7 protein-coding genes are annotated in these 14,070 nt (G+C 37.3%); 4 read left to right on the top strand and 3 right to left on the bottom strand.

Annotation, left to right across the window (positions count from 1 at the left end):
- The first annotated feature begins 609 nt into the window (after nt 1-609).
- From JGH11_RS15530 to JGH11_RS15515, 4 genes are all read left to right on the top strand, one after another.
- Complete coding sequence (locus tag JGH11_RS15530; protein ID WP_201113335.1) at nt 610-2,322, top strand: helix-turn-helix domain-containing protein; 1,713 nt, start codon at nt 610-612, stop codon at nt 2,320-2,322.
- A 934-nt stretch (nt 2,323-3,256) separates the two neighbouring features.
- A complete protein-coding gene (locus JGH11_RS15525; protein ID WP_201113334.1) occupies nt 3,257-6,685 on the top strand; it encodes a hypothetical protein in 3,429 nt (1,142 codons plus the stop codon).
- Between the two features lie 92 nt (nt 6,686-6,777).
- A complete protein-coding gene (locus JGH11_RS15520; protein ID WP_201113333.1) occupies nt 6,778-8,097 on the top strand; it encodes a peroxiredoxin in 1,320 nt (439 codons plus the stop codon).
- A 335-nt stretch (nt 8,098-8,432) separates the two neighbouring features.
- Complete coding sequence (locus JGH11_RS15515; protein ID WP_201113332.1) at nt 8,433-9,854, top strand: FISUMP domain-containing protein; 1,422 nt, start codon at nt 8,433-8,435, stop codon at nt 9,852-9,854.
- Between the two features lie 464 nt (nt 9,855-10,318).
- Here JGH11_RS15515 and JGH11_RS15510 read toward each other — a convergent pair whose 3' ends face one another.
- The 3 genes from JGH11_RS15510 to JGH11_RS15500 all read right to left on the bottom strand — a co-directional run.
- On the bottom strand, nt 10,319-12,709 hold the full coding sequence (locus tag JGH11_RS15510) for a hypothetical protein (RefSeq protein ID WP_201113331.1): 2,391 nt from the start codon (nt 12,707-12,709) through the stop codon (nt 10,319-10,321).
- 12 nt (nt 12,710-12,721) lie between these two features.
- Nucleotides 12,722-13,294 carry a DUF3575 domain-containing protein gene (locus tag JGH11_RS15505; RefSeq protein ID WP_201113330.1) on the bottom strand — a complete coding sequence of 191 codons (573 nt, stop codon included), beginning with the start codon at nt 13,292-13,294 and terminating at the stop codon, nt 12,722-12,724.
- A 251-nt stretch (nt 13,295-13,545) separates the two neighbouring features.
- On the bottom strand, nt 13,546-14,070 hold a 525-nt coding region (locus JGH11_RS15500; RefSeq protein WP_201113329.1), incomplete at its 5' end, for a thioredoxin family protein.

The raw sequence follows: 14,070 nt of genomic DNA, 5'->3' as shown, positions 1-14,070 counted from the left end.
GAATAACTATTCTAGGTGAAGCTGCAAGCTTTTATATTCCCAAAGACATCAAAGCCGAACTTTGGGTATGGAGAATCACAAAGCTAAAGGAAAATCAAGAGAAACACGAGTTGTAAATCAGACTTTATAAACCTTTATGCTTTTGATGTAATTGAAGCTTGTTCTGAAATGCTGGATAAATTTGAACGAAGTATTTATGAATAATTAAGGAATTTACTAAACTTAAGGTTTTTTTGTATATTTTCGAAAAAAGCTTTTTCCTATTTTTTGTCCTACAAAGTAATGTTCATTAACTTGGATCGTATTTAAGGCCATTCTGTTTTTTGTTGGTTCTTTGTCTTAAGCAATATCTGAAATGTGTGTTGTTTGAGATCTTATTACAACCACAGATGTATGTATATTTAATTTTTGGTTTCTCATTTCGACACTAATCGTAGCATGTATAATGTTGCTAATTCCTGATTCGGCACTTTATATTTCTATTTATGTTTTTTAACTCTCATATCTGCACTTTACCAGTAGATGCTGTAAAAAAGACTAAGGTTGTTGTTTTTTGTTTCTAATAATTTTGTAATCTTCGTACTCCGAAAATTACAAATTATATAGAATATGATAAAAGCGAGATGCTTATTGACCTTTGTTTTTCTAACCTTCTACTTATCGATATTTTCACAGAACCTAAAAATTGATAGCTTAAAAAATGAGATAGATCATTCACGAGGAAAGGAAAAACTGGCGTTGATGGTTGAATTGTCCAACCTTTATGTGACACGCGAGAAAAAAATTGAAACAAGTGATGCTTTAAGGGAAGAGGCTATAAAGCAAAAAAATATGAAATATGTGGCTTCCAGCTATACTCTAAAAGCAAGTGCTTTTATTGGTAGTACTCAGATTGATAGTGTAATACATTATGCAAACTTGGCAAATGATATATATAAGAAATATAATCTGGAGAATCCGAAAGAATCTTATAAGCTTATTGCTAAAGCGTATATTTATAATGGATATTATGAACTGGGATTATATAATGTGAAAAGATATATGGAAGGGGCAAAGAGCCTTGATGCATATATGCTTCTGACAGAAATTTATTACATGACGGATCGTTATGACCTAGCTAAAGAGATTGCTATTAAAGCAATAAATGATTTACCAACATATAAGGAGCAGACTATTCCTTATGCAGAGTACCTGCTGTATGATGTGTTAGCGCTTTCCTATATAAAGACGAATGAATACGAAGAGGCTTTAAAAATATGTTCGAAAATGCAACAAGCTTTAGGTCCCAATGTTTTAAAAAATAAAATAGCCCTTTTTTATCAGTTTCACCTTTATGTGCGTTACGCATGCATTTATGTTCGAAAGAACGATGCAATAAATGCGAAGAAATATTTGGATAAGTTAGATCAGATGCCTTTGAATGAATATCGATCTATTATTGAAGCTGAGACTAATGGTATTATGTGCGAGTATTACTTGTTGTTTAAGGATTATAATAAAGCCCTGTATTATATAAATAAAGCTTTAGATAGTTTCAAAAATAGACTTCCACTATATTATATGTATGTTGAAGCTGCAGATTTAAAAGTGAAAGTATTGGAAGGATTGAATAGGTATGAGGATGCATTAAGTTTACAAAAGGAAATATCAAACTCGAAAGATTCGATTTATAGGATTAATATGCCTTTGCAGATGCTGAAGTTATCAAAGAGTTATGAGGATGAGAAATCTCGAATTGAGCAAGAGAAAAGTAATGCCCAATTAATTAAGAGTAAAATATTGAATATAACCTTAATAATTATTGCTATATTATTGATATTGATCACATATATTGTTTTTAGAAATAGTAAAAAGCTTAAAGAGAAGAATCAGCTGTTAGTGAAAAAATATGCTGAAGTTGATAAGTATATCGATGTGATAAAAATGAATTTTCCTGAAAATCAAGATAGAACTACGTGCGACACTTTATTTGAAGAAATAGAGAGCTATATGACGGATAGATCGGCGTATATAAATCCGGATTTAACAAGAGAGTATATTGCAAAAGAATTGAACACTAATAGACGTTATATAACCGAAGCAATTAAAGAAGCAACAGGTCATACATTTTCTGATTATGTAAATTTTTACAGGTTGGATCACGCTCGTAAACAATTACTTGCAGATGAAACAACTTCTGTAAATGTGATTGTGTATGATTCCGGATTCTCTTCTATATCAACATTTTATAGACTTTTTAAAAATGAATATGGTATGACTCCCAATGAATTTAGGAAGGCTCAGAAGAAAATGAAGTCAAAGATTATAGGTTTAAAAAAATAGTTTTTTTTGTTGAAATTAGTATTGTTTCGTATGCATCACTCCTCATTTATCAAGTCAAATTTGAACCGATAAATGAGGAGCGTTATTAATTTGTATATATGTTAATGCTGATTAATAGTATTGAGTTGCTCGAAACTTAATCAAATCCCATGCTGTTGTCAGTTGAGGTTTAAATGAAGTGAAAATGCGGATGAGTTGTGTATTATGCTATCGATCGTATAAAAGATAAATTCGGGAGAATATTAGTTGGTGGTGTCTCTGCTGCTTAAGCCCTATTGATTACTGCAATCTAAAATTAGGCTACGTTTGTTTCTGGTTTTATAATCTCTTGTAGATTGTCAGATAATATTTGACAGTTAATTACTGAGTAAAGGAAAATCAGTTTGTTTTTTGTTTTTACAGATGATAATAATGAAAATCTTCGTGGGTAATATGATTATGTGCTGATATGAGAATATGGAGTGCTCCTGTGGGAGTCATTTGTGCTAAAATGACAATGAAAAAAGATACTGCTATTGTAGTTTTGCCTTGGTTTATCAGCTAGATATTGTTTGGATTATTTGAGTGTTTTTGTTTTAGGAACACAGAATAAAATAACAATGTTAAGACTTTGCAAAAGATTTATTTTAATAAAATAGGCAAAAGTACTCAGCCTGAAAGGGTATACTAGCAGGTAAGAGTTTTAGCTGAAAATAAGGAAAGTAAATTCCTGTAGATAAGGTTCTAGAATCTAAGTCTTGAAGCCTGACTGAAGGGGTAATGCTTTCTATGTCAGTATTTAATATTAAAGAACTAGCAGATGGAGAAAACAGGGTATGAATGTAGTTTTCATATCTATATAGAAAATGAATTTATCAGATAATTTTTATTAATATGGAATTTACAACCAATTCATGTATTAACGTAAACTTAAATTACATTCTTAAAGTACATTATGAAAAAAAACTTTACACGAACTAGAAAGGGTATAAAAAGTTGGAAATTGATTCTGACACTCACTATTCTGTTCATTACTACACTAGGGGTTAAAGCTCAGGTGACTATCGGAGATGGAACTCCTCCTCAAAAGTTTTCAGTATTGGAGATTGTTTCCAATAGTGAAGGAGGATTGCGTTTGCCTCAACTATCAACAGATGAACGAAATGCTATAACCGATGTCGCTTTCAAATCCAATTCTTTGGCTCAAGGACTTTCCATCTTTAACACAACTACAAAATGCTTCGAGTACTGGAACAATACACGTTGGGTAAGCCTCTGTAAGGGAGATGCTGAAATTACTTTTACAGTAGACATTTTCTCTACAGCTTACCCTTGTGAAGGAGGAACAAGTGCACCTACTCTTGCTAAATCATCAGATAACTGCCAAACTTTTGATTTCCTTGTTGTAGTTGGCGAAAGTTTTACTTCTGTTAAAGTTGACCCTGCAACAAAGGAACTTGTCGTATCTGTGGCACGAAATACGACAGCAACAAGTCGTAATGCTGTCATACGTGTCACAAATAAATGCACAGAAGAATATAAAGAATTTATTTTAGTTCAGGATGCATGTACTGATATCTGTCAGCCTTCAGCTCCCAAACAAATCATTGCCGCAAATGCTACGGATATGTGTGCTGCTGGAGCAGTGTATTTACATGTTGTCAGTCCTATTATTGTCGGAGGAGGAAAATATATTTGGACTGTAGATGGTGAAGAAATAACAGAATACAGAGGAAAGAGATACTGTGTAGCAACCAAAAGTGGTGCATACAAACTTTATCTGGGAGCTATTGGCTGTGAAAGTAATGCGTCTGATCCATTGGTAGTTACTCTGAGTGGAACTACTGCACCTCCCGGAGTAGGAAGCGTTAGTGTTACAAATCATGGAGTAATATGTGTAAATGGAAAAGTAATCTTAACAGCCCATAATGTACCATCTGTTTTTGGAAGTTTAGTTTGGTTTAAGGATGGAAAGGAAACTACTAGAACTGAAAACCCACTTACTTTATCGAGTCCCTCGGATGTCGGAGACTGGTATGCAGTAATGAAAAGTGGAACATGTTTTTCTTCGCCTAGTACTATCATTCCCGTATCCTATAATAATAATGCTACAGCATTACCCGAACCAGTAGTATTCGTGAATGGAAGCCCTTTGAATACAGTTATTTTATGTAAAGATGGAGAGGCTGTATTTGATATAATAAATAAACCTGCTTATTCTACAGCAGAAATCTCATGGTATGATGGAAATATTCTTATAGGAAAGGGGCTAACTCTTACTTATAAAGTAACGACAAATGTAATGTCGTTGCGTTGTGTAGCAACAGATATGGCCAATGTCTATTGCGAAACAGAAGTTTACAAATCAATACCTGTTTCGGGTAATACACCACCCGTACCTAGTATAATAGGAAGTACTGAAGTTTGTACAGGTCAATCTGTAGTATTAACAGCGGGTTCCTCTTCCGGAGCTACTAGCTATAAGTGGTATTATGAGGGAACTCTTTTACCATCAGTTACTGGTAGTACGTATAATGCTAGCCAAGCAGGATCATATACAGTACAAGCAGTAAGTGCATCAAATTGTATCAGTGCGCACTCTATACCGCATGAGCTGGCCTTGGGTGTATTGCCTAGTGTGCAATTTCACAATCCACCCTCATCAACACCTCCAAATAGTACCGTTTCGTTTAGTGTAACGAGTATGCATGCTACATCATATATTTGGACTGTCGCAGGCCTAGGAGGTACTAGTACTGATGCTTCCTTTGTTGGAGGGGGCACAACAATAGAAACTTCAGACCCATGGGTAAGTCTTAAGGTCAATGCTGTAGGGACTCACACAGTAACATGTAAAGGAGTGAATAAAGCTTGTGGCACAGGGGTTGTAGCGACAACTGACATCCAAGTTGTTGCTCCAGTAGTATGTAATCCTCCAGGACTAACTCAAACTGGTATAACAATAGTCCCAGGGTCTACAGTAATGGAAGGTACTGGCTTTTCATTAACTGTAACTCCATCAGGAACGGGGCCGTTTGTCTATACTTGGATGCGAGATGGTGTTGTGATCAGTGGTGCCACTAATACCACCACATCATCAACATATTCTGTGGCATCAGCTACGCAAACTCACGCAGGTGTATACACTGTGGATATTACTTCTCAATGTGGTTCAACTCCATCATATATAACTTCAAATGTGGCTACAATCACTGTTACAGGTGATCCTGGTAACATAGTTGTAGATGATGCGGGAGTCCTTAAAGGTCAGGTTTGTTTTGATGTAAATCTAAGTAATTATCAAAGTGGGGCAGAGGCGTGTGGGCTGAAGAGTGAACGTCTAAAAGCAGATTTTTCTAAAAAATATACTTATTCTTTCTTGAATGTGGGAACAGGAAACAAAAATCTGAGGTGGGAGATTGTAGAGCCAGAAGTTAATAAATATTTGGATAGATCTCAATCTACCATAACCAATGTTCCTGGTGCTTTAGTTAATGGTGTAGAATATAAGATTGATCTCAAATTTAAGCCGGAAATAGATAATCTTGTTTTAGGTGACAAGGATGGGAAAATTGTAAAAGTATATGCTATTTATACAGTAGCTGATGGTACAGAAAGAAGTAAAGTGCTAAATATCGTATTCAAAGATTGTAGATGTGCTTGTGGAGCAAATACAACTGCAGGAATTTGGCTGGTATTTATGTGTCATGACCTAGGAACAGATGAAACTTTATCTCCATTAGTCCCTAACCCTGCTTTGATGGGTGATTACTTCCAATGGGGGCGTAGACGCGATGGACATGAGAAGTCAACCAGTACGGCAATTCAGCTTCAGGCTATGGATAAAGATGCTACTACACCATATCAGGTTATAGGTACTTTTCTTGCAACAGCAAGAGGTGATGGTACTGAAAATGACAATAAAGATTGGTTACAAGGGGATTCTCCTTTTGGTCGATGGGGTGATGGAACTGCAACTTCATTAAATCCACTCAAAGGGCCTACTGATCCTTGTCCTGCTGGGTGGAAGGTGCCTTCTGCTGCTAACTGGGAATCTATCTATGGAGGTCCTGCTGGAGGAAGACCAGACCAGGCCACAGCTAATGTAACTAGATGGATAAATTCTTGGGATCTCGGAAATGTTTTTGGAGGATCGGGAGTGATGATTGGAACTTCCTTATTTTTACCAGCAAATGGATACCGAAAAACTTGGGGTGAACCTTGGGAAGTAGGTACTCAATCAGCCTATTGGACTAGTAACATTGGTTTAGAAGAACCAGGAACTGCTCGAGTAGCTATCTATGGTAGAAGTATGGTCTCTCTCAAATCTGGGGAATACGGGCGTGCATCAGGAAGAGCTGTAAGATGTATTCTTGATCAGTAATAATTTTTGATTCATAACTATAATATTTCAATCCTGTCATATATTTTAAATATGACAGGATTCTATAAATTAAAATAACAGGAATAAATTATATGATGAAAAAACAAAATATCTTTTTGGGAGTGATACTTGTGCTTATGCTATCGTCTCTCGGTATTTTATCAGCTCAAACTATAGATACATATTTCCCTAGACACCCTTACAGACCAGTATCAGTTATACTTAACAATGGAGTAAAAGGAGATACTATCTATGATGGAGAGCTGGACGATAAAGGTAAGGTGCACATTTCGATACCAGAATCGTATAAGGGATATAGGGGGCTGATAACTCTGACAGTGGGGTATCGTCCTTTTGTTAATTTTATTGTAGCAGGAGAGGATATTTCTATTAAGTGTGATGGAGACGAATCATTGATGGAAAATACAGAGTTTATTAATTCAGAAGAAAATACGCTGTTTTATAGATGGGCTTATGAGCAACAGAAAAGAATCGAAAAAATAGTGAGTTTAGAGAATACATTAAGGGTACACAGCAAAGAAGACTCTTTTTACGAGTCACTGAGTTCGGAGCTGCAACGATTGAAAGATGAGCAACAAGAATTTGAGCAAATGCTCTCCCAAAGCAATCTTTATGCAGCAAGACTCATCCAGTTACGCACATTGTACAACAACGAGTTACCTCATTTGGCTTATGCTGATATAAAACATCAGACTTACATTAGAAACTATGTGAGAGATTCGTTGGATATCAATAGTCTCTATACTTCAGCGCTATGGTTTGGAGTACTTAATAGTTTAGTACCCATATATGAAAAGGAAGCTTCTTTTCATAGTTCTTTTATAGAAGATATGAGCATCTTGCTGAGCAAAACCAAGAGTGATAGGATATACTTAGAATTAGCTGATAATTTATTCTCTATTTGCCAAGCGATGGGATGGAATAATCATGAGGAAGAACTGGCCTCATATCTTATTAATGGTAGGCATATCACTGAACCAACTGGTAAGATTAAATTATTGTTTTCTCTCTTTAAATTAAGTAAGGGTGTTAAGGCTCCTCAATTGTCACAAGGCATATTACCAAAGAAGAAAACTATTCTAGCTTTCTACGACTCAGGATGTGGTAATTGTACATCTCAAATGAATAAATTAACAGAATTATATCCAGAATTACAGACGCTTGGATATGAGGTTATATCTCTTTCTTCCGACGTAGATAAAGCTCTGTTTGAACACTATGCAGAGAAACTACCTTGGAAAACTAAATATTGTGATTTAAAAGGGTTTGTAGGAAAGGATTTCTCAAATTATGGTATTATGGGAACTCCTACTTTCTACCTATTAGATGAGAAAGGTATTGTTCAAGGTAGATATGCTCGAATAGAAGATATTAAAATACACGATAAATAAAGAATTAAATCTAAAAAATCATAGTGGTAACTTCATCGAATTGCATTTGTAAAAATATATACAAGAATGAGGCGATTTAGAGCACTTTTGAGGTATCTCATTTTTATGATTGGCTTCTTAATCATCATAACCATTTTACGCCTGATTATAGACCATATTTGGGAGAAGCTTGTAAATATTTTTTGATGTGGGCATTTATGATTTTTTTGATATCACTCTGTATTACTCTATAAAAAAGTTCTAAAATTTCGTACATATATCTGGTTTTTCTTTGGTATATATCATATATACAGTCTATTAGTGTCGATATGTGGTGAATTAATAAACAACAAACGATGAAAATGATTAGACAAAACTTAGCGAGCTTACTTATTATTACATCCCTATTATGGACAACGCCTGCAACAGGACAAGTCACGATAGGCAGTAATCTGGAACCGAACAAAGGCTCTTTGCTTGACCTAAAAGAAGTAGATGAGAATTCAACAAAAGGCTTGGGAATGCCTCGAGTAAAATTAATAAATCGTATAATTCCGACAGGAGAAAGCTTAGCTCAAACTATTGCCGGTAATGCAACCGACGACAACTGGGACAAGGTTAAACATATTGGTCTCATGGTGTATAATACCAATCGAGTAGAAACATCGACCAATCGCATCTGTCCGGGTATTTATGTCTGGGACGGAGTAGAATGGCAATCTTTAATGCCTCATAATGCTCCTTTGGAGCGAAAGGTACTGGATCTAACAAAGCCTTTTAGTCAAAGTTTCCAATATTTGGAGTCTGATCCGTCTCAGGCCGATTTCGATGCAAATTTATGGCCTGCCGACAGGCGAGCTGCCGCTTTAAACGGAGAGTATAAACTGGGGCCAACACCAAAAGTATTAGATGTAGAAAATAATGATTATTATACATCCCGCTTTTATGTGGGGTACAAATTGAAGTCCGGAACTTATAAATTACAGCGTAGCTACAAATGTGATCCTTCGGCAACTCCAAGTTGGGAAGACACAGGAGAAATTACTGCTGAGACTGTGAAAATCTTTACCGACGGTGTATGGACTACTGAAAGCATGCGAACAAAGACCATGCCTAACGGAAATTCAATTAAGTATGAACGAACATCCAGCTTTACTGAACCACGATACTATCATCCGGGTCAAACTACTGCTACTCCTCCTGATCCTGGAAAATATCGTAATATGGGGCTAATGTATAATTGGGCAGCTGCAACCGGCATGCAAAATAGTTCAGGGAATAATCAAGGAGGACAAGATCAGAACGACGTATTAATACAAGGTATTTGTCCGGAAGGTTGGCATTTACCTAGTGATCAGGAATGGTTAAATCTGGAAAATGGGGTGATACTTAAAACAAGTACGTTCAGTTCTGTAGCCGATATTATTGCTCCAATGGTAGGATATACTACTGGTATGCGAGGAACTTTCCATGGAAAAGCACTGAAATCAACAACACCAATAGGGTCGGCTACTCCACAAGGCTCAAGCAAGACTGCGGTACAAGGAGGTTTCGATGCTTACCTTACCGGACATTTTCCTGGCGGTGGTGCTGGAAGTAGTGATTACTGGCAGCATGCTTATTTTTGGTCGGCTAGTCGTAATACTGCTAACGATGCCTGGGTACGTCATTTAAGAAGTAAGAAGGATAATGTGGACAATCCTGGTGTATCACGTATAACTAAAGTAATGGATGCACTTATTAATGTCCGTTGTATAAAAACGACAGTTAACAACTGAAAATTATGGCATATTTCATACAATTAGCTTGTAATTCGTGTGTTGTGTAAATGAGACTTTTGTTTATTCTTTTAAAATTTAGATTGTTAATAATAAAAAAGTCCCCTTTTCCTTTATAATTCAAAGCGTACTTGTCATTTATTATTTCAGAGGTACAAACACACAAAAAACATCAGGACATCCCCTTTCTTCAAAAATTTACCTTTGTATCAGAGTATAGTTTATGATAAAAGCTATCAGCTATACTCTGAAGGTAGATGTTTTATAGGCATATCACAGACTAATAGTGTGATTTAAGACAATGAGTATCGTTTTTAATTTCTTCAAATGAGGTTTACTTGTCATACTCAAACAGCCTCTTATTCATATCTTTTAATTAGTTTGAAATCCATTAAATAAACACCACAATATTAATAAGAGGTATACTTTGTTTATAGTCATATAGATTGTCTAGAATTTCCGTTTTATTTTTCGAGTAATTTGTAAAAGTTATTTTCCGGGCACTGCTGTTCGGCAGCTATACTTTGCTCCTGTTCTTCTCGTTCGATAGTCTCGATTCTATCCAACACCTGACTCATCTCATCGATTTTGTACTGCAAATTGTATTTAGCCACTAGTTGTATGATTTCCGAATCAAGGTTACTACGATAAGCTTTCTGCGGGTTCAGTTCTATGGCCCTTAATAGATGCTGTACAGCTTCCTCGTCCTTGTCCATCCGTTGTGTTACTATGGCCAGTAAGTATTCATTGTTATCTGATTCATCGAGTTTAAGCAGTAAGTCGTACGCTCTTCCATTATAACCCATACAGGCTAGGCAAAGTGCCGTATTGTAGTCGGGATAATCTTTCAGTATTTCCAATGCCTCCCAATACTGACGGTTCAAAAGTAGCTTGAGCCCTTCCTTATAACCATCCTTTACTTCCTGTATGATGGAATCATTGGCTGCCATTCCCGGACGACTCACACTAAAGGTGATATCCATTCGTTTGAGCTTGGGATAAATTTCCTCACGGATTATTTTATAGTCTTCTTTATAGCCCCAATGGATCTCTTCTTCGGTTTTATCGGGATGTACTGTGCATTGTATCTTATCTAAAATGAAATCCTTGTTTGGAATATCGTCTCTTTTATGCACTTCGTTGATAAAGCTCTGCCAGTCTTCTCCTTTGGGAATCACTTTTATGATATTGTAAGTGATATTTTCCAGATAATTATTTTGTAAGTAGGCTGCTAGTGATTCCCCTCGTTTTTGTGATAGTTTGTAATTGGTATCGTAGGAGCCATCCAACGATGTCCAAGATGTGATCTCCAGGGAATCCATCTGTAAACCCATCTCCCGGGTCAATTTATGGTAATGGCTCATTATGGTATCCACCACTTGTTTATTGGAGTATCCAGCTTTGCTGTTACCAACTTTAAAATCACTTTTGTTAGGCTTGAATTGCGGATAGATAGTCATCTTATCGAACATATTGCGAAACAGTCTGGTTCTTCGGATAATTAGGGAAGTATCCGCCAGCTGCACTAGCGAGGATATGACATAATGTAAAGTGTCACTGTTAGGCAGGGTAAATCCTCTGAGATCGGTGGCGGTCACTTTCCCGCTCATGGTAATACCTATCTGCTCCAAGCCGGGTGTAACGGGATAATTCAGGGTATAGTAATACAAAAAATCCTTGTCACCACTTATAATACTGTCCAGACGATTATCAGCCTCCATAGGTAAAGGTATTATTCGTTCTTCCATCTCTCGGCGTCGCCGATCTTTATTCTCATTTTCGGTAATTCGATTAAAAAAGTAGCGGTGCTTAGCAATCTCTACTGAGTCTTTCTCTGTAGTGGAGTAATTGCTTAGATCCTCTGGCTTGGGCTCGTTTAAAAAGAAGTCCCGGTATTTTCTGGGAACGTTTTTTTCTGTCAACTCGCGCTGCATGTGGTACATGGGCAGCAGCCCTGCCCGTCTCTCAAATTTACGGGCATATTTTTTAGCAATGCCCGCCGTATCGGCTCCAGTAGTCAGCAAAGCGATTGTTTCTTCATACTGCTTTCGTCTATAGCTGTGGTATAGGTTCAGACGGTTGCCGTCCTTTTGCATATTGTAGTGGCTGTAACGATCCTGCATCATATCTTTCCAGCGCTGATACTTGATAACCCTTTTAAACTGACGGTCGTACAGGTCCCAGTAATGCCCCTGACGACTGCGCATATCTTTGGCGATGCCCTTCCGGTCCAGAAACAGGCTGTCGTAAGCCGAAGGGGCGATAATAGAAGCCTCATAGTCGACAAAGGCCCTATAATCAGCTTTCTGTTTTTCCAGAAAATGCTTGCCTTTAAGTACAACCGGATCCAGAGGCACGACCGAGTCGTTATGCAGCAACTTGGGCAAGAGACTCACCCGCCAGTCGGCGGACAATAGCTCTTTGGGGACGCGGATCATAAAGTCCAAACTGACCTTGCCATTCCTCTCGGGAGCAAACTTCTGTTTTGCCCTTGCTGTTACGGTCACTTCTCTGAGATGTTGTACTTCATTCAGACTGTTCTTACGGGCTTTTTGGATAGAATCCTGCTCGTAGATGGTCATTGATATATTATCCTCATGGCTGTAGCTGACTTTCTCCGACAGCTGTGCCCGTCCTGTGAAATCAACCTTGTTTTCGGGAAGTTCCACATTGGCGCGTTTACTTTGTAGAAATAACTGACGGGTCAATGAATCCTTGCCCCCCTTACAGGAGAAGAAGCCTAACACGATAACTGTCGCAACGGGCAGTATATACCATAAAGTGATAGGTCTCACTCCTTTTCTTTTCTTTTCTTTGGGCTTGTTCTTGGTCCTATATAGGATATATTTTATCATTTCTTAAGATTATCAAAATAAATAAACAATACTTACTGCTGCCTTGTCTGGAACCATCCAGACACCCGATTCTTTGCCGATTTTTTCTCCGCAACGGATGCAAGAATATTTGTTTCGCTTACTCCAGACGGCACCGGCTCCCAGTTCGAACTCAATGTTCCACTGTTTCTTGACTGGGATGCTGTATCCTGCTGAGAAGCCAATCCCGTAGCCCATCCCGTCGTAACGATATTTGCTTCCAAAGATACCCCCGATATTGTAACGACTGATAATGGCATTAGCTCCGAAAAAGAGTCCCCCCTGATAGGTTTCCGATTGCCAGTAGCGGATGCCGGGGAGTGCGGTCATGTTCTTGAATTTCTTGTTGTCCCAAAGTGTCCAGGGGTTGTACTGTACCGGCAAGTGGAGACTCCACTGGGAGTTGATGGCCATAGAGCCTTCCACATTAAAGGTGCCCATAGCTAGCCCCAACACATCGACCTTGGCCGAATAAAATTGAGCTTGTACTCTGTTGCATACCAGTAGCAGCGCAAGAGCAAATAGTAGCGTTTTCAGCTTAGGAACATTATTAGATCGTTTTTTCATTTTTCTGTCTTTTTTCTTTTTTTCAAAAAATGGTGAAGATATTCCTGTTTATTTATATTCTTATAGTTGATGATCATATAGGTGCCCTGGTTAAGGAAAGCCTTCTCACTTCCTGACGCCATCATCCTTATTCGGGAAAGAAGATGGGATGTCTTTTAGGGAGTAGAACTACTTAATCAGAATCGGGCCATAAGTCGGTATCAATTGGAGCATTCCATATACTGACCAGTATGCATATCCACAATATGAGTTCACAAGCGACCAGGAGATATATCATCAATCATTTCTTTTTCAATATTTCCGAGGGAATCTTGTAAAAAGATTTCTATAAAATTAACATCCGCATCTTTGAGTAATACTTTCTTTTTAATATCAAGTAAATAAAGGCAAGGAATTGCTCTCAGGTCATACAACTGTTCTTTCTTTACCTTCTTGTCATAGGCATTTTTCCACGTAGGTGGTATTTGTGGTATATATTTATACCATAGGCTCAAATCCTCATCCGTATATAATGCCAGTATATCCAACATGCCAGATGCCAGTAATTTATTTATTAAAAGAGAAGATTTCATATAAGCAATTATTTCTTTGCAAGCATGACAGTCCGGATTATAAAAATAGAGAATAGTATACTTTTTATTCAAAGAGTAAAGATCGGCCTTTGTCCCATCGGGAAGTGCATACTCAATATTTTGGGTTATATCTCCCTTACGGTTCTTAAGCATCATTATCTGATTGTATTTCGCCTGCTCCTTAACAGCTATATTACTAATAGT

This window comes from Dysgonomonas sp. Marseille-P4677, assembly GCF_016652235.1.
GTDB lineage: Bacteria > Bacteroidota > Bacteroidia > Bacteroidales > Dysgonomonadaceae > Dysgonomonas.
Note: the sequence above shows the minus strand (reverse complement) of the source record. Positions and strands in the feature narration are given on the sequence as shown.